Origin of the sequence: Neisseria meningitidis (assembly GCF_022869645.1) — a bacterium.
GTDB classification, from domain to species: domain Bacteria; phylum Pseudomonadota; class Gammaproteobacteria; order Burkholderiales; family Neisseriaceae; genus Neisseria; species Neisseria meningitidis.
The window spans coordinates 1-17,880 of the sequence record NZ_CP064367.1 but is presented as its reverse complement, the minus strand read 5'-3'; the positions used below and the strand labels follow the sequence as shown (position 1 = coordinate 17,880).

At 52.0% G+C, this 17,880-nt stretch carries 16 protein-coding genes; 10 read left to right on the top strand and 6 right to left on the bottom strand.

Features of this window, described 5'->3' with window-relative positions; translation table 11 throughout:
• Window positions 1-156 precede the first annotated feature (156 nt).
• The 4 genes from IUJ45_RS00080 to IUJ45_RS00065 all read right to left on the bottom strand — a co-directional run bounded on the left by IUJ45_RS00080 (window position 157) and on the right by IUJ45_RS00065 (window position 5,176).
• Window positions 157-1,707 (bottom strand): YdgA family protein, encoded by a 1,551-nt coding sequence (locus IUJ45_RS00080; RefSeq protein WP_002246955.1) that lies wholly within the window; start codon window positions 1,705-1,707, stop codon window positions 157-159.
• 124 nt (window positions 1,708-1,831) lie between these two features.
• On the bottom strand, window positions 1,832-3,952 hold the full coding sequence (locus IUJ45_RS00075) for a TonB-dependent receptor (protein WP_002245983.1): 2,121 nt from the start codon (window positions 3,950-3,952) through the stop codon (window positions 1,832-1,834).
• Window positions 3,953-4,210: 258 nt separating this feature from the next.
• On the bottom strand, window positions 4,211-4,996 hold the full coding sequence (locus IUJ45_RS00070; RefSeq protein WP_002237077.1) for an inositol monophosphatase family protein: 786 nt from the start codon (window positions 4,994-4,996) through the stop codon (window positions 4,211-4,213).
• Window positions 4,997-5,005: 9 nt separating this feature from the next.
• Window positions 5,006-5,176 (bottom strand): hypothetical protein, encoded by a 171-nt coding sequence (locus tag IUJ45_RS00065; RefSeq protein WP_171819730.1) that lies wholly within the window; start codon window positions 5,174-5,176, stop codon window positions 5,006-5,008.
• A gap of 63 nt (window positions 5,177-5,239) precedes the next feature.
• Between IUJ45_RS00065 and IUJ45_RS00060 the strand changes: the two genes are divergently transcribed.
• From IUJ45_RS00060 to IUJ45_RS00040, 5 genes are all read left to right on the top strand, one after another.
• Complete coding sequence (locus IUJ45_RS00060; protein WP_002217017.1) at window positions 5,240-6,055, top strand: RNA methyltransferase; 816 nt, start codon at window positions 5,240-5,242, stop codon at window positions 6,053-6,055.
• Between the two features lie 60 nt (window positions 6,056-6,115).
• On the top strand, window positions 6,116-6,973 hold the full coding sequence (locus tag IUJ45_RS00055) for a DUF1853 family protein (protein ID WP_002245982.1): 858 nt from the start codon (window positions 6,116-6,118) through the stop codon (window positions 6,971-6,973).
• A gap of 203 nt (window positions 6,974-7,176) precedes the next feature.
• The gene (locus IUJ45_RS00050) at window positions 7,177-7,518 is read left to right on the top strand and encodes a hypothetical protein (protein ID WP_002243598.1); all 342 of its coding nucleotides are present in this window, start codon (window positions 7,177-7,179) and stop codon (window positions 7,516-7,518) included.
• Between the two features lie 347 nt (window positions 7,519-7,865).
• Window positions 7,866-9,122, top strand: a complete 1,257-nt coding sequence (locus IUJ45_RS00045; RefSeq protein WP_082308591.1) for an RsmB/NOP family class I SAM-dependent RNA methyltransferase — start codon at window positions 7,866-7,868, stop codon at window positions 9,120-9,122.
• 755 nt (window positions 9,123-9,877) lie between these two features.
• A complete protein-coding gene (locus tag IUJ45_RS00040; protein ID WP_002217013.1) occupies window positions 9,878-10,312 on the top strand; it encodes a DUF4124 domain-containing protein in 435 nt (144 codons plus the stop codon).
• 47 nt (window positions 10,313-10,359) lie between these two features.
• On the opposite strand, the gene IUJ45_RS00035 is transcribed toward IUJ45_RS00040, so the two are convergent.
• Together IUJ45_RS00035 and IUJ45_RS00030 are read right to left on the bottom strand one after the other, a co-directional pair.
• Window positions 10,360-11,703: an aldehyde dehydrogenase family protein gene (locus tag IUJ45_RS00035; protein WP_002245980.1), complete on the bottom strand. Its 1,344-nt coding sequence runs from the start codon at window positions 11,701-11,703 to the stop codon at window positions 10,360-10,362.
• Between the two features lie 4 nt (window positions 11,704-11,707).
• Window positions 11,708-12,361, bottom strand: a complete 654-nt coding sequence (locus IUJ45_RS00030) for a MarC family protein (RefSeq protein WP_002239149.1) — start codon at window positions 12,359-12,361, stop codon at window positions 11,708-11,710.
• 150 nt (window positions 12,362-12,511) lie between these two features.
• Here IUJ45_RS00030 and gatC point away from each other — a divergent pair, with 150 nt between their 5' ends.
• From gatC to IUJ45_RS00005, 5 genes are all read left to right on the top strand, one after another.
• Window positions 12,512-12,802: an Asp-tRNA(Asn)/Glu-tRNA(Gln) amidotransferase subunit GatC gene (gatC, locus tag IUJ45_RS00025; protein WP_002217010.1), complete on the top strand. Its 291-nt coding sequence runs from the start codon at window positions 12,512-12,514 to the stop codon at window positions 12,800-12,802.
• Between the two features lie 62 nt (window positions 12,803-12,864).
• Window positions 12,865-14,310, top strand: a complete 1,446-nt coding sequence (gene gatA / locus IUJ45_RS00020; RefSeq protein WP_002245979.1) for an Asp-tRNA(Asn)/Glu-tRNA(Gln) amidotransferase subunit GatA — start codon at window positions 12,865-12,867, stop codon at window positions 14,308-14,310.
• Complete coding sequence (locus tag IUJ45_RS00015) at window positions 14,307-15,239, top strand: VirK/YbjX family protein (RefSeq protein WP_002213235.1); 933 nt, start codon at window positions 14,307-14,309, stop codon at window positions 15,237-15,239. Before gatA ends, IUJ45_RS00015 begins: the two co-directional genes overlap by 4 nt.
• A 42-nt stretch (window positions 15,240-15,281) precedes the next feature.
• Entirely contained in the window at window positions 15,282-16,712 is a 1,431-nt protein-coding gene (gene gatB / locus IUJ45_RS00010; RefSeq protein ID WP_002237080.1) for an Asp-tRNA(Asn)/Glu-tRNA(Gln) amidotransferase subunit GatB, read from the top strand.
• A gap of 91 nt (window positions 16,713-16,803) precedes the next feature.
• A complete protein-coding gene (locus IUJ45_RS00005; protein WP_002237081.1) occupies window positions 16,804-17,814 on the top strand; it encodes a 2Fe-2S iron-sulfur cluster-binding protein in 1,011 nt (336 codons plus the stop codon).
• The last annotated feature ends 66 nt before the right edge of the window (window positions 17,815-17,880 follow it).

Here is a 17,880-nt window from a genome sequence, read left to right as displayed (position 1 = left end):
GTTCTCTTTGAGCTAAGGCGAGGCAACGCCGTACTGGTTTAAATTTAATCCACTATAAAAACGAATCCGACACGGCTTATCTAAAGGAATGGTTGAAAACGGCAGTTTCCAATACAACAAAATGCCGCCTGAACATTTCAGACGGCATTTGACCCATTACTGCTGCGGCTCTGAAACCATACCGCCTTCATCAAAATCCGGCTCCGGTTCGTTTTGCAACGTTTTACCGTTCAATTTCAACTGATTGTTTTTCAGAGAAATGGCAGTATCAATCTGGTCGCCGTTCAAAGTCAGATATTTTTCCCTTGCCATACTCTGAACCGTACTGTCCACCATCAGGCGCAAGGTCTCGTTGATGTCGTCAAGACTTGCCCTGCCTTCCGCCTCATCTTCGGCATTGACGCTGAAAATATTGCCTGCTTGACTGACCGCCAAGTCTTCCAGCATTTTTTGGGGAATACTCATTCTGATGTCGGCTTCGGTTTTCTTCAGCATCAAACCCAATTGGTTCAAATCTTCCTTCTTCATGTCTTTAAACATGATTTTTCCGCCCACATCGATTTTTCCCGATGGCAGCGTGAATCGGAAAGTTTTAATGTCCAATACTGGGTTATGGGTAAATAATCCGGAAGCCTCGCCTTTGACTGCCGCAATCAAATCATTGCGGATTTGTTCTTCAGTCATTTTTTTGGCAGAAATTCGTGCAAACTTGCGTTTCAATACGGTTAAGGCAGAAGCATCGAGGTGTTCGGCAGCGATATGGATGTCCAGAGGGCCGTATTTTTCATCGCCGTAAACCAGCGTGCCAAAACGGAACTGCCCTTCGCTATCGATAAACGCGCCCGATTCCCCGGTCTTGGTTGAAAAAGCCAGCTTGCCGACTTCGATTTTGGAAGGTGCGATGCTGCCGTTGGGATTGATAAACGCGCCAATCTGCAAATCGGTAACAAGATTGACCAGTTCGTTTAACTTGACGTTGTAATCGACACCCTCTTTCCATTCTAAGGAAAATTTTTCCAAGGTCAGATTGCTGCTGCCCAAAGCAAGCGGGTTGATGCCGTCTGAAGTTTCCGAATCGAAATGCACTTTTTCAAACGCGGCATCGCCTTTGTCTGCCAGCTTGATTTTAAACAAGGGGGCATCATAGCCGTTCCGGTAGCTTTTGAAACCTTTTTGATAAACCGTTTCTCCCGTCAGGCCTTCCCAGTGCAGCCTGATGCCCGACAGCTCTTCATAATCGAAGGCGGGAACACTGACTTCCATTTTACCGCTGCCGTTAAAATAAACGGTATTGGCAAGGGAAACCGGGACTTGTTTTCCAAAAAAGCGTTCCAGAACTTTTTCCGTTTCAGGCGCGTATTTGAACTCGGTTTCAATGTACGCCTGCGTGCCGAATCCGCCGGCAAAAGGACCGTGCGTGATATGGTTTACCAGCGTAACCGGCTGTTCCAACACTGTTTTCAGGTTATCCGGCAGGTATTTCTGCGCATTATGCAGCAACTCGGGTTTCAAGCGGATGACCGTCGTTTCCGTAGAGGTAAACCAGCCGCGCTCATATTGGTGCGATTCGACGGTCAAGAAGCCCGCTTCCTGCAATATTTTTTGCTGCTGCGTCAAGCTTTCTTCGGCTTTGACACCCAAATAATAAGGCGTGCCCAAAGCAACGCCGAGCAATGCTGCCGCAACCGAAATCAAAGGTTTTTTCATCACGTCAAACAAGCAGGTTTCAAAGACGCTAGAATAGCATTATTTAAGCGTATCCCGCCATATTTCTTTAAAAGAAATGCCGTCTGAAACCTGTTCGGACGGCATTTTCGGAAACGGAGGCAGCTTAGAAATCCAATTCCGCTTTCAGCCAGTAAGTACGCGGCATACCGACGACGGCGAAGCTACGGTCAAATTGTCCGCGCTGTACCTGCCAGTAGTTTTTGTTAAACAGGTTTTCTACCGAGCTGCTGACGGTCAGAGTGTTTTTGCCAAGCTTGGTTTTGTAGCGCGCGCCTACGTCAACCAAAGTGTAAGACGGGAAGGCGTATTGTTTTTTCGTATCTTGGTAAGACTTGCCGAAATACGAAACGTTGCCGTTTAAAGTCAAGCCTTTGGCAAACGGTGTATCCCATTCCAAACCTGCCTTGGCAATTACGCGTGGATTGGCGACTTGTACGCCGTTAACAAGATTATCGGCTGCGTTCGGGTAATTCTTCACGGTCGATTGCAGATACATCAGACCCAAAGTCGGACGCAAAGTATTGTTGAGCAAATTCGCGTAGGTGTTGAACTCAATACCTCGGCTCCGCTCCATACCTTGCTCGTCGCCGGCTGCGCCTCCTTGGGCTTTATAGCGGGCAAAATCGGAATTATCGCCGTAAGTCAGCGTTTTTTTCTTAGTTTTTGCATTAGTGGTTGTCTGACCTCTCCAGTAGCCCGGGCGTTTGATTTGGAACGCGTTTAACGTGGTTACGAAATTGCCCCAGTTTTTACGCACGCCCACTTCAAACTGACGGCTGACACGCGGTTTCGCCATTGTCGTTTCGCCGGAATCATCGGTTTTGATGTCGGCACGCTCCAAGTCTTCCATATAGTTGCCGTACACAACCAAATCAGGTTGCGACACCCACGCCGCCATCAGCATCGGACTGAAGCGTTTGGCATCGCCGCTCTGTGATTTTTTCTTATCAGTGTATTCAACCGCTTGGAAACGTCCGCCCAAAGTCAGGCGGTATTTGTTATCAACGAAGCCCAAGGTGTCGGACAAAGCCAGGCTGTTAACTTTGATATTGGCATCCAAGTTGGCGGTTTTCGCCCAAGAATTGGGATAGTCGGCTTTGAACGATGCCAATTGATTCGCAATATTTTCGTTTGCCTTCACTTCTATCTTGCTGTTGCCGTTCCCGCTGCCGTTTATGGTTTTCCGCTGGCGGATAACGCGGTCGAAAGCCGTACTCCAGTTATGTGTTACCGGGCCGGTTTCAAATTCGCCTCGCGCAGACAGGTTCATGCTTAAAGTGCGGAAGTATTGGTCGGTCAGGCGCGCAGTACCGGTATTGTAGTCATAGTTGCGTGCCGTTACTTTGCCGCTGGCGTTTGTGTTTTGCATATCGGTACAAGTGCTGGTAGCATTCAAACATACGGTCGGGGAAATCAGCGTGCCGTAATAGCGTGCCTTGTTGTAGCCGATACCGCCTGTAATCTGTGCATTATCAAACGCATCCCATTCAAACGTAAGCATATTGGTTTGGCCGGCGGTATTTTGCCAGTTCCAAGAAGGCAGCAGGTTGGTTTTACCATCGGGCGCGCCAAACAAGCGTCCGCCGGCGTTTTGAATGTCCTGCATACGCGCGCGACCGCCGTTGGTTTTGCGTTTTGCGTAGATGGAATCGAACGCTACGCGCAGTGTTTCGCCGCGATAGTCGGCATTTACCGCAAATTCTTTGTTGTCTTCGCTGTAACCGTGGCGCGGGGTGTCGCCGTGGCGCAGTTTGCCGTTGGCGCGCACGCCGAATGCTTTGTTTTCGCCGAAACGTTGGCCCAAGTCGAACGTACCTTGGGCGCGGTTGTTACTGAACCAGCCCAAACCGATTTTGCGGTTGCCTTCATCGGCGGCTTTTTTGGTTTCGATATTGACGGAACCGGATACCGCACCTTCAGGGTCCATGCCGTTTACGGCAGTGGATGCGCCTTTAATCAGTTGTGCCGATCCAACTTGCACGCTGGCCGTGCCTTGCGTGCCGTACATACCTGCCAAACCGTTGACGCTGAATTGGCGCGAGTCAAGCTGATAACCTCTGAAATACAGTCCGGTCAGCGTGTTGCTTTCGCCGCCGAACTGCCAAACGGAAGCGTCTTTTTTCGCTACGGCATCCACCAAAGTACGCGCTTCGGTGTTGTTTAGGGCTTGTTCGTCGTAATTGACGACGGTAATCGGCGCGGTAAAGGCGTTGGCTTTGCCCATTCACTTGGTGCTTCAGCACCTTAGAGAATCGTTCTCTTTGAGCTAAGGCGAGGCAACACCGTACTGGTTTTTGTTAATCCACTATAAACAAATTGCACAGGGTTCTCCGTTTAGTTTCCATCCTCGGCAGTTTCGGGCATTTAGCCGTTTCCACCTTCCTGCCCCCGCTGCCAGTAAAAATGCCGTCTGAAATATCGGCGCGATACTTCAGACGGCATACCCGCCCGTTTTCCCGCATTCCCAGGAGCGGGCTGAAATTTAAACGTGTGCGGAAATGATTTTCAACATTTGCGCCAGCACTTTGGGATTGGCAGCCACAATATCGCCGCTTTCCAGCCAGCCGTCTTCACCCGACATATCGGTTACGATACCGCCCGCTTCCTGAACAATCAATGCACCTGCGGCAATGTCCCACGGTTTGAGGTTAAACTCGAAAAAGCCGTCAAAACGACCTGTTGCTACAGCACACAAATCCAAAGAAGCCGCGCCTTCACGACGGCCGCCGGCGGTTTTGGCCAAGAAATCTTTCAAAATCACCAGATACTTGTCCATCATGCTTTGATCGACAACAGGGAAGCCGGTACCGATCAGGCAGCGGTTCAATTCGATGCGGTTGGAAACGCGGATGCGGCGGTCGTTGAGCAACGCGCCTTTGCCGCGCGAAGCCATATATACGTCGTTGCGTTCGGGGGCGTAAACCAAAGCTTCTTGCAACACGCCTTTGTGCAGCAGCGCCATAGAGATGGCGTATTGGGGATGACCGTGAAGGAAATTGGTCGTGCCGTCGAGCGGATCGATAATCCATTCGTACTCGGCTGCGGCTTTGCCGTGGGAGCCGCTTTCTTCACAAGTGATTTTGTGGTGCGGATAGGCTTCTTTCAAAGCCTCAACCAGGATGATTTCGGAATTGCGGTCAACATCGGAAACAAAATCGTTGAAGGCTTTGCTGTCGGTTTTGACGGCATCGAGATTGCCCGCGGCGCGTATCATCATCTGACCGGCACGGCGGGCGGCTTTAAAGGCTGTATTCAAAAACGGATTCATCAGATTTCCTTAAGGGTGGCATACCGCCGGTTCGGACGTACAGTCCTTCGGAGCGGCAAAATCGGAGTTTATTTGGTTGGGGTAAATCCTGCCAAATCGGGTAAAATACCGCCTGACGCGTGTCTGCTTCAGGCGCAACGTTAAATTTCCGACGTTGTTAAAGAACATTTCAGACGGCATTTGACCGTCCGAACGAAAAAGACGGCGCATTATACCCTATTCCATTCCGACCGAAAACCGAACATGACTACTCTCAAACCCGCCCTGCCCGCTTATCTGGACAACATCCGCATCATCCTCACGCGCACCAGCCATCCCGCCAACATCGGCTCTGCCGCGCGCGCGATGAAAACAATGGGTCTGCACAAACTGACCATCGTCGCCCCAAATCTGATGGCAACGCCGATGACGGAAAACCCGCCCGTGTTTGACCCGGAGCATCCTCAATCGTTTAAATTACCGGAAGAAAGCTTCATCCTCGCTTCCGGCGCGGCAGACGTTTTGGAAAATGCCACCATTGCCGCTTCTTTGGACGAAGCCCTTGCCGACACCACCATCGCCTGCGCCCTGACCAGCCGCCGCCGCGAAATTACTGCGCCGCTGCAAACCCCGCGCGATTTGGTATCCGAATTACTGCAGACCGCAAACCGAGGCGAGAAAGTGGCACTGGTTTTCGGCAACGAGACTTTCGGCTTGAGCATCGAAGAAGTCCAAGCCTGCAACCGACTGATGACCATCAACGGCAATCCCGACTATTTCTCGCTCAACCTCGCCCAAGCCGTGCAGGTCGTGTGCTACGAAATCTTCAGCCAAACCGGTTCGCCCATGACCCATCTTCAACAAGAAGACCACGCTGCGACCCACGAGCAAATCAAAGGCATGGTCGCCCACATGGAAAGCGTGATGAACGACATCGGCTTTTTCAACCGCCGCAACGGCGAGCGTCTGATGCGCCGTATGCAGAGCCTGTTCGGACGCGCCAACACGCAAACCGAAGACATCGATATCCTGCGCGGTTTTTTCAATACCGTCAGCCATCGTATCCATAAAAAAGACTGATTAAGGCCGTCTGAAAACATTTCCAGCTTTTCAGACGGCATGACTGATATTCGGATAAGCATGAATTACGCCCTAGACGCATTATGGTGGAAGCTCACCAGCCAACCCGTCCGCGACCTCGCCTCGCTGCTGACTGCGCCGCCTTTGTGGCAAAGCGGTTGCGAATTGGGCGTGCGCGAACTATTGGGGGAACGCGGTTTCCGTTACCTTTTGGCATTGGATGCCGATTCCGCGCCGCTGACGGAACACCTCACCCGACGCGCCCCGTTCGGACACCGCTTGGGCATTTACGCTGAAGAACTGCTGGCATTTTGGTTTGCCAACGCGCCGCACGCCGAACTGCTCGCGCACAACCTCACGGTTTCCGGTTCGGACGGCAATACGCAAGGCGCGGCGGATTTTGTGGCAAGGCTTAACGGCAAACCCTACCATATCGAGCTGACCTGCAAATATTACGGCGGCGGCACGGGCAGACCCGAAGACATGCACGGACTCGACCCCACAGACACGCTGTTGGGAAAAGCCGCCAAACTGACCGCCCAACTCGGTCTGCCGCACACTTCAGACGGCATCCGAACCTTGCGGCAACACGGTCTGCCGCTTGACGTAAAACCCGTTTCCATCGTGCGCGGCATCGGATTTTTTCCACAAAGTTTCCATGCTTTTGAGCCGCCGCTTAACCCATACGGCTGGCGCGGCATCTATATTCAAGACTGGGCGGAATACGGGTTTGAACGCCAAGAAGTCCGCTACCATCTGCTCGACCGCATGGCCTACCTCGCACCTGCGCGTGCCGCCGAAACCGAAACATTGAACGAAACCGAAATCCGCCGTATCGACCAAGGCTTGATTGCCGTTTTGGAATGTCGGCCGGACGGCTTTTGGCACGAAATCGAACGCATTATGAAGGCCGTCTGAAACCCTTTCCCAACATTAACGCGTATATCTATTGAGAGGCTTAGTGATGGAAATCTCATTTCCCATACAATTTATGAAAGAGTCATCCGAGTTAATAAGGATATTGGATATGATAAATATAACAACAACATGCCAACTAATATTATGACGATCCAAACAAATAAGTATGGTAATTTAATAACTACGACCCCAGGTAGAATACAATGAAGAATAATGTTAAAAATTGGACAACTAAAGAAGTCAAGCAATCATTAGATAAATTTAATAATATTTTAATTAAAAATACTTTTCTTCTTCAGTATCTGAAAAAAGAGTTTTCAGCTTCAAGTGCTTATTGTTTGTCTATGCTGCCTGAAGAAGTAGATATATATGAAATATTGGTTAATGGGAATATTATTATTGATTTAGAATTTAATAAACATACAAATGAAACAGTTGTTATTAATGTTACTGATGTTGATGAATACTTGAAAACTTTAACCAATGAGAGTGGTAGAGTATTTTTTACATTAGCAAAAGAAATCGGCAAACAGAAAAACATTTAACAAGAGCGAAATACAAATTAAAAACTCAATGGAGTGATGGCATATTTAGGATAGATATGCTGAACGAAGAAAATAAATTTTGTTTTTTTCCTCATGTTTTGGGGAGTGATTACAAAATGAAATCGCTGATGTGATTATATCGGATGCTGTTCAAGCGACCTGAAAATAGAACTTTTTTCAGGCTGCCTTTGTAGTTAACGGAGAAATTTAGACAAATCCCGATTGCGCACTTTTAACACATCTTTCTTATTGCGGATAGAATACTAAGTAATGATAAAGATGCTATTGTTATTTTAAGGACGTTAGATTGATTATGAATAACCCACAGTAAGAGAACCCATTACATTATGAACGCCGCACAACTCGACCATACCGCCAAAGTTTTGGCTGAAATGCTGACTTTCAAACAGCCTTCCGATGCCGTCCTCTCCGCCTACTTCCGCGAACATAAAAAGCTCGGCCGCCAAGACCGCCACGAAATCGCCGAAACCGCCTTTGCCGCGCTGCGCCACTATCAAAAAATCAGCACTGCCCTGCGCCGTCCTCACGCGCAGCCACGCAAAGCCGCACTCGCCGCACTGGTTCTCGGCAGAAGCACCAACATCAGCCAAATCAAAGACCTGCTTGATGAAGAAGAAACAGCGTTCCTCGGCAATTTGAAAGCCCGCAAAACCGAGTTTTCAGACGGCCTGAATACCGCCGCAGAATTGCCGCAATGGCTGGTCGAACAACTGCAACAGCATTGGAACGAAGAAGAAATCCTCGCCTTCGGACGCAGCATCAACCAAGCCGCGCCGCTCGACATCCGCGTCAATACCTTGAAAGGCAAACGCGATAAAGTGCTGCCATTGTTGCAAGCCGAAAGTGCCGATGCGGAGGCAACGCCTTATTCGCCTTGGGGCATCCGCCTGAAAAACAAAATCGCGCTTAACAAACACGAGCTGTTTTTGGACGGCACACTGGAAGTCCAAGACGAAGGCAGCCAGCTGCTTGCTTTATTGGTGGGCGCAAAACGCGGCGAAATCATTGTCGATTTCTGTGCCGGCGCAGGCGGCAAAACCCTCGCCATCGGCGCGCAAATGGCGAACAAAGGCAGAATCTACGCCTTCGACATCGCCGAAAAACGCCTTGCCAACCTCAAACCGCGCATGACCCGCGCCGGACTGACCAACGTCCACCCCGAACGCATCAGCAGCGAACATGATAGCCGTATCGCACGACTGGCAGGCAAAGCCGACCGCGTTTTAGTGGATGCGCCCTGCTCCGGTTTGGGTACTTTACGCCGTAATCCCGATCTCAAATACCGCCAATCCGCCGAAACCGTCGCCAAACTTTTGGAACAGCAACACAGCATCCTCGATGCCGCCTCCAAACTGGTAAAACCGCAAGGCTGCTTGGTGTACGCCACTTGCAGCATCCTGCCCGAAGAAAACGAGCTGCAAGTCGAACGTTTCCTGTCCGAACATCCCGAATTTGAACCCGTCAACTGTGCCGAACTGCTGCAAAGCCTGAAAGTCGATTTGCATACCGGAAAATACCTGCGCCTCAACTCAGGAGAACACCAAACCGACGGCTTCTTCGCCGCCGTATTGCAACGCAAATAAACCGGTTTGAACAAAATGCCGTCTGAACCCTTTTCAAAGCGTTCAGACGGCATTTCATCAATTATAGTGGATTAACAAAAACCAGTACGGCGTTGCCTCGCCTTAGCTCAAAGAGAACGATTCTCTAAGGTGCTGAAGCACCAAGTGAATCGGTTCCGTACTATTTGTACTGTCTGCGGCTTCGTCGCCTTGTCCTGATTTTTGTTAATCCACTATATCGAAACGTATCAATCGTCATTCCCGCGCAGGCGGGAATCCGGTTTTTTGAGTTTCAGTCATTTCTAATACATTCCCACCACTTTTCGCTTCCGGATTCTCGCTTTTGCGGGAATGACGAATTAAAGATTATCTTAAGGTCAAGGGACTGGATTCCCGCTTTCGCGGGAATGACGGCGGCGGGTTGCTGTTTTTTGTTTATAAATTTCTGTAACTTTGAATTTCAGCCATCTTCAATAAATTATAGTGGATTAACAAAAATCAGTACGGCGTTGCCTCGCCTTAGCTCAAAGAGAACGATTCTCTAAGGTGCTGAAGCACCAAGTGAATCGGTTCCGTACTATTTGTACTGTCTACGGCTTCGTCGCCTTGTCCTGATTTTTGTTAATCCACTATATTTTTGGGAATCTGTTTCACCCCAATATATAAAGCACCATATTAAGGCGGAGTGTCTTCCCTGCTTTGCCCCGAACCCGGAAAAGACACCGCCCGAGCCAATCCCGATTCTGCCCTGGCAGTCAGCCATTAAGGAAATCCTAATGAACTTTGCTTTATCCGTCATTATGTTGACCCTCGCCTCTTTCCTGCCCGTCCCGCCTGCCGGAGCCGCCGTCTTTACTTGGAAGGACGGCGGCGGCAACAGCTATTCGGATGTACCGAAACAGCTTCATCCCGACCAAAGCCAAATCTTAAACCTGCGGACGCGCCAAACCAAACCGGCGGTCAAACCCGCCCAAGCCGACGCAGGGAAGCGCACAGACGGCGCGGCACAGGAAAACAATCCCGACACTGCCGAGAAAAACCGGCAGCTTGAGGAAGAAAAGAAAAGAATTGCCGAAACCGAACGGCAGAACAAAGAAGAAAACTGCCGGATTTCAAAAATGAACCTGAAAGCGGTGGGAAATTCAAATGCAAAAAACAAGGATGATTTGATTCGGAAATACAATAACGCCGTAAACAAATACTGCCGTTAATCGGCTCTAGCGCAAACCCGATGCCGTCTGAAGCGGCACGGGGTTTGTCATTTCTGCCAGTAGGTTTTGACGTTGACGAACTCGTACAGCCCGAATTCGGACAATTCGCGCCCGTAACCGGAATCTTTGACTCCGCCGAAAGGCAGGCGCAAATCGCTGCTGGTATGGCGGTTGATAAACACCGATCCCGCCTGTATTTTTTCGGCAAACCGCCAAGCGCGTTCGGTATCGGCGGTATAAATGCAGGCACCTAGCCCGAACGGGGAATCATTGGCAAGGGCGATGGCATGTTCTTCGTTTTCGGCGCGCAAAATCAGGGCGGCCGGCCCGAATACTTCTTCTCTCCAGACGCGGCAGGCAGGATTTACCCTGTCTAAAACCGTCGCGGGATAAAACCAGCCTCGCCCTTGTGGGATTTTTCCGCCGGTCAGGCATACCGCGCCGTTTGAAACGGCATCTTCAACCTGCCCGTGAACCCTGTCCCGCAAATCTTCGCGGTGCAGCGGTGCAAGCGTAGTATCGGGATGTTTGGGGTCGCCCATTTTCAATTTGGCGCATTCGGCAAGAAACAGCGTGATAAAACGATCGGCTGCGGCTTCGGTTACGATGATGCGCTTGGCGGCGTTACACGATTGCCCCGCATCGCGGAAACGGGAATAACAGGCTTCTGCGGCGGCACGCTCCAAATCGGCATCGGGCATCACGATAAAGGCGTTGCTGCCGCCGAGCTCCAAGACGGTTTTCTTGAGGTTTGCGCCCGCGTGTGCCGCAAGGATGCGCCCCGTATGCGTCGAACCGGTAAACGCCATTGCATCGGTGTGTTCGATGGCTTTGAGTGTGTCTTGATTGTCCAGCCACGCGCCTGCCAGAGGAATGCCGTCTGAAGCCAAATCGAACAGTGCCTGACTGACGCGTGCCACGCTGGGCGCGGGTTTGACGGCGCACGCGTTGCCCGCGCACATAGCGGGAACGGCGAAACGCAATACCTGCCAGACGGGATAGTTCCAAGGCATGACGGCAAACACCACACCCAAAGGCTCAAACCTTACCTGACTCAAACTCGCCTGCGTCGCGATGGTTTTGTGGGCAAGCAGTTCGGGGGCAAGGTGGGCGTAATAGCGTATCAGTTCGATAGACTTGCCGATTTCCGCACGGCATTCGTGCAGGCAGCGTCCGACTTCTTCGCACACCATTTCCGCAAAACGCTCTTTCTCCGCCTCCAAACGGTCGGCAAATTTTTGCAGACGCGCGGCACGTTCGGTTACGCCCAGTTGCGCGAACGCCCCGCCGCGCATTTTCAAATCCGCCAGCCGCCGTTCAAACTCCGCATAATCTTGAGCGGGGCGGCGGTAAAGCGTTTCGCCCGTAAATACATTGACACTGTGAAACATCGAATCAACCTGCCAGTTGCGGGAATATCGTTTTCAGTCCCGACACAATAATCTCCACCGATACCGCCGCCAGCATCATACCCATGATACGGTTTAAAATCGTCAGCCCCGTCGCACCCAGCAGGCGGCTGACCTTCCCGGCAACGATTAAAATGGCATAACAAATCGCACTGACCACCAAACCGGCCGCGATAATCAACGCGATGTCGCCGTATGTTTTAGCCGCCGAAGCGTAAATAATCACGGTCGAAATACCGCCCGGGCCGATGGTGATCGGTATGGCGATGGGCACGACGGCAATCGCTCCGGCATTGCGGGCGGGGCGCACCTGCCCCGTTTCCGGCTGCGCGCCGAGATTCTGCTTGGCGGGATTGTCGTTGCCGTTCATCATCGAAATGGCAATCAGCAACACCAAAATTCCGCCGCCGACCTGAAACGAACCGACGCTGATGCCCAAAACCTTCAGCAGCGTACCGCCGATCAGCGCAAATACCGCAATCACGGCAAACACGGCAACGGCGGCCGTCCGCGCGACCTTCCTGCGCTCCTTCGTGCTGTGCCCGTTGGTCAGGTCAAGGTAAAGCGACAACGCGCTAAACGGATTAATCAGCACCAAAAAAGCCACAATCAGCTTGCCGATTTCCATGCCCAATCCCATTATTTCCCCCTCCTTCAAACCCGTGCGGCAGGCATCCGATGCTGCAAATTGCCGCCGCAACGGATTTTTCCGTTATAATTAAAAATTCAAGCAATACGCCCCATCATACCCGAACGACGGTATCTTTACCATCAGACAAGGATGCTTTTCATGGCACTGACACTTGCCGACGTAGACAAAATCGCCCGACTCTCCCGACTGCACCTGACTGCGGCAGAAAAAGAAAAATCGCTTCAAGAATTAAACGACATTTTCGCTATGGTCGAACAGATGCAGAACATCAACACAGACGGCATCGAACCGATGGCGCATCCGCACGAGGCCGCCCTGCGCCTGCGCGAAGACGAAGTAACCGAAACCGACCGCGCCGCCGAATATCAGGCGGTTGCTCCGGAAGTACGCAACCGTCTGTACATCGTACCGCAAGTTATCGAAGAATAATCCGAATACGCTTCAGACGGCATCAGCAATACCGCCCGAAGCCCTTTAAGGATGGAAGATTTATGACCCAATACACATTGAAACAGGCAAGCGTCCTGTTGCAGTCCAAACAGATTTCCGCCGTCGAACTGGCAAGCGCATACCTTGCCGCCATCGCCGAAAAAAATCCCGCCCTCAACGGCTATATCACCATCGACCAAGATAAAACCCTTGCAGAAGCCCGTGCCGCCGACGAACGCATCGCTCAGGGCAACGCTTCGGCACTTACCGGCATACCCGTCGCCTACAAGGATATTTTCTGCCAAACCGGCTGGCGCAGCGCGTGCGCTTCCAAAATGCTCGACAACTTCATCTCCCCCTACACCGCCACCGTCGTCCAAAAACTGCTCGACGAAGGCATGGTAACGCTCGGCCGCACCAATATGGACGAGTTCGCTATGGGTTCGACCAATGAAAACTCATTCTACGGCGCAGCCAAAAACCCGTGGAATCCGGAACACGTCCCCGGCGGTTCATCAGGCGGTTCGGCAGCCGTCGTTGCCGCGCGCCTCGCCCCTGCCGCGCTCGGTTCGGACACCGGCGGCTCTATCCGCCAACCCGCATCGCACTGCGGTATCACCGGTATCAAACCTACCTACGGCACGGTTTCCCGCTTCGGTATGGTCGCCTACGCCTCCAGCTTCGATCAAGCCGGCCCGATGGCGCAAACTGCCGAAGACTGCGCGATTCTGTTAAACGCGATGGCAGGTTTCGACCCGAAAGACTCCACCAGCCTCGAGCGCGAAAAAGAAGACTACACCCGCGATTTGAACCAACCGCTCAAAGGTTTGAAAATCGGCCTGCCCAAAGAATATTTCGGCGAAGGCAACAGCGCCGATGTTCTGACGGCATTGCAAAACACCATTGATTTGCTGAAAGCCCAAGGCGCGGAATTGATTGAAGTTTCCCTGCCGCAAACCAAGCTGTCCATTCCGGCCTACTATGTCCTCGCCTCCGCAGAAGCCAGTACCAACCTTTCACGTTACGACGGCGTACGTTACGGACACCGTGCCGCCCAATTCAGCGATTTGGAAGAAATGTACGGCAAAACCCGCGCCGAAGGTTTTGGCAGCGAAGTCAAACGCCGCATCATGATCGGCACTTATGTACTGTCGCACGGCTACTACGATGCCTACTATCTCAAAGCCCAAAAACTGCGCCGCCTCGTTGCCGATGATTTTCAGACGGCATTTGCACGGTGCGACCTCATCCTCGCGCCGACCGCACCCTCCGCCGCACCCAAAATCGGAGCGGATGCTTCGCCGGTTGAAACCTACTTGAGCGATATCTACACCATCGCCGTCAACCTCGCCGGACTGCCCGCATTGACCCTGCCCGCAGGTTTCAGCAGCGGCGGACTGCCCATCGGTGTACAGCTTATCGGCAACTATTTCTCCGAAGCCAAAATCCTCGGTGCGGCGCATCAAATCCAACTCAACAGCGATTGGCACGGCAAACGACCCGAATGAAGCAGAACCGCACCTTTACCTTCCCCGATTTTCGCACCGTTTACAGCTATGCGCCTTTATATCGGCTGCAACATTTAAAATACACATTGCGAAAATTTTTCGGAAAAAAAGAAATTTACGCCTTCGAGCAGTTTGTCAACGCCTCCCCTATCCGTCAGGGGCTGTTCCTCCACTGCCCGCAAAATGCCTATCCGCTGCTGCGCGAATTTGTTGACAGGCGTTTTAACTGCAAACGCCGTTTAGATGCGATGACGGCAGATTTTCTTATGGCGGAAAAACTGTTCGGCACAGACATTCTGCACCAAATGGAAGACTACCGCTTCCATTTGGTCTTGGCGCACCTTTCAGACGGCATCAGCTTGTGGCTCAACCGCAACGACAACTGCGTCGAAGAAGGCGCGTGGTCTTTATCTTTGCGCGACGAAGCAGGCAACCGGCTGTATATGGCGACCTTCGCCTTTGTCGGCACACACCTGCTGACAGCCTCCGTACAAGGGCCGGCGGGTGAAGAAGCCAAAGACACCGTCCGCCGCATAACCAAACAACTCCACGGCTTGCGTCCCCAACAACTGATGGTAACCGCCCTGCAATATTTCGCCGCCGTACTCGGCTTGGACGGCGCAATGGGCATTGCACAAAAACATCAGGTCAAACTGCGCTGGAAACTTAAAAAGCGTGTCAAAATGAATTACGACGCATTCTGGCAGGAATACGGCGCAAGTTTGGAACGGGACGGCTACTGGCATCTCCCCCAAACCCCCGCCCGCAAAGACCTTACCGACATCGAAAGCAAAAAACGCTCGATGTACCGCAAGCGTTATGAAATGCTGGACAACATGGTTGCAGAGATGAAGGACGGTCTGAAAACAGAAGCACGCGGCATTTCAGACGGCATCCAAACGGAAAAACCGCTCCGCCGGACAGCCTGACGCGAAGACTATCGAATTGATATTTTAGAGAAAGAAGCTCTTATGACCTGGGAAACCGTAATCGGCTTGGAAATCCACGTCCAATTGAACACCAAATCCAAAATCTTCAGCGGCGCATCGACCGCATTCGGCGCAGAACCCAACGCGCACGCCGGCGTGGTGGAATGTGCTTTGCCGGGCGTACTGCCGGTAATGAACCGAGAAGTCGTTGAAAAAGCCATCAAATTGGGTTTGGCTTTGGATGCGAAAATCAACCGGAAAAACGTGTTCGACCGTAAAAACTACTTCTATCCCGACTTACCAAAAGGCTATCAAATCAGCCAGTTGGACTTACCGATTGTCGAACACGGCAAATTGGAAATCGTAGTCGGCGACGATGTGAAAACCATCAACGTAACCCGCGCCCATATGGAAGAAGACGCGGGCAAGTCCGTACATGAAGGCTTGAACGGCGCGACCGGTATCGATTTGAACCGCGCCGGCACGCCTTTATTGGAAGTCGTATCCGAACCCGAAATGCGCTCCGCCGCCGAAGCCGTTGCCTACGCCAAAGCCTTGCACAGCTTGGTAACCTGGCTGAACATTTGCGACGGCAATATGGCGGAAGGTTCGTTCCGCGTCGATGCCAACGTATCCGTTCGCCCGAAAGGTCAAGCGGAATTCGGCACGCGCCGCGAGATTAAAAACCTCAATTCCTTCCGTTTCTTGGAGCAGGCGATTAATTACGAAGCAGAAGCGCAAATCGAGATTTTGGAAGACGGCGGCAAAGTACAGCAGGCAACGATGCTGTTTGATCCCGAAAAAGGCGAAACCCGCGTAATGCGCCTGAAAGAAGACGCGCACGACTACCGCTACTTCCCTGACCCCGATTTGCTGCCCGTCATCATTTCAGACGACCGGTTGCAAAAAGCAAAAGCAGAAATGCCCGAGCTGCCAAAAGAAATGGCGGCGCGTTTCGTGGCGGATTATGGCGTGAGCGACTACGACGCGCGCCTGCTCACTGCCAGCCGCGTGCAGGCTGCCTATTTTGAAGAAGCCGCTAAAGAGAGCGGACAAGGCAAGCTGACTGCCAACTGGATGAACGGCGAACTTGCCGCCACGCTGAACAAAGAAGGCATGGAACTTGCCGACAGCCCGATTACCGCCCCACGCCTCGCCGCTCTGGTAGGCAAAATCGCCGACGGCACATTAAGCAGCAAATTGGCGAAAAAAGCCTTTGAAGCCATGTGGGCTGAACCCGAAGCCTCCATTGCCGAAATCATTGAAAAACACGGTTTGCAACAGATGACCGATACCGGCGCGATTGAAGCGATGGTAGACGAAGTGCTGGCAAACAATGCAAAAGCCGTGGAACAGTTCAAATCCGGCAACGAAAAAGCCCTGAATGCGATTGTGGGGCAAGTGATGAAGGCCAGCAAAGGCAAAGCCAATCCCGCGCAGGTTCAAGAGCTGATTAAAGCCAAACTTGCCTGATAAGCAAGATGCCGTCTGAAACCCAAATCCGACGTTCAGACGGCATTTTCACAGTCTGACCACATTAAAACAGCATAAAAAACAATATTCCATGAACCACACCATTACACTGCCCGACCAAACCACCTTTGCCGCCGGCGACGGTGAAACCGTTTTAGCCGCCGCCGCCCGTCAAAACCTCAATCTGCCCCATTCCTGCAAAAGCGGTGTCTGCGGACAATGCAAAGCCGAACTGGTCAGCGGCGATATTCAAATGGGCGGACACTCGGAACAGGCTTTATCCGAAGCAGAAAAAGCGCAAGGCAAGATTTTGATGTGCTGCACCACTGCGCAAAGCGATATCAGCATCAACATCCCCGGCTACAAAGCCGATGCCCTACCCGTCCGCACTCTGCCCGCACGCATCGAAAATATTATTTTCAAACACGATGTCGCCCTCCTGAAACTTGCCCTGCCCAAAGCCCCGCCGTTTGCCTTCTACGCTGGGCAATACATTGATTTACTGCTGCCAGGCAACGTCAGCCGCAGCTACTCCATCGCCAATCCGCCCGACCAAGAAGGCATTTTGGAACTGCACATCCGCAGGCGTGAAAACGGTGTCTGCTCGGAAATGATTTTCGGCAGCGAACCCAAAGTCAAAGAAAAAGGCATTGTCCGCGTTAAAGGCCCGCTCGGTTCATTTACCCTGCAGGAAGACAGCGGCAAGCCCGTCATCCTGCTGGCAACCGGCACAGGCTACGCCCCCATCCGCAGCATCCTGCTCGACCTTATCCGCCAAGGCAGCAGCCGCGTCGTCCATTTCTACTGGGGCGCGCGTCATCAAGATGATTTGTATGCCCTCGAAGAAGCACAAGGGTTGGCAGACCGTCTGAAAAACGCCTGCTTCACCCCCGTATTGTCCCGCCCCAGAGAGTGCTGGCAAGGAAGAAAAGGCCACGTACAAGACATCGCGGCACAAGACCACCCCGACCTGTCGGAATACGAAGTATTTGCCTGCGGCTCTCCGGCTATGACCGAACAGGCAAAAAATCTGTTTGTGCAACAGCATAAGCTGCCGGAAAACTTGTTTTTCTCCGACGCATTCACGCCGTCCGCATCATAATTCCCCGGTATAAAAAAGATTCAGGCTTTCCGTTCGGAACACAAAAAACTTCCCGTCCGTATTTTC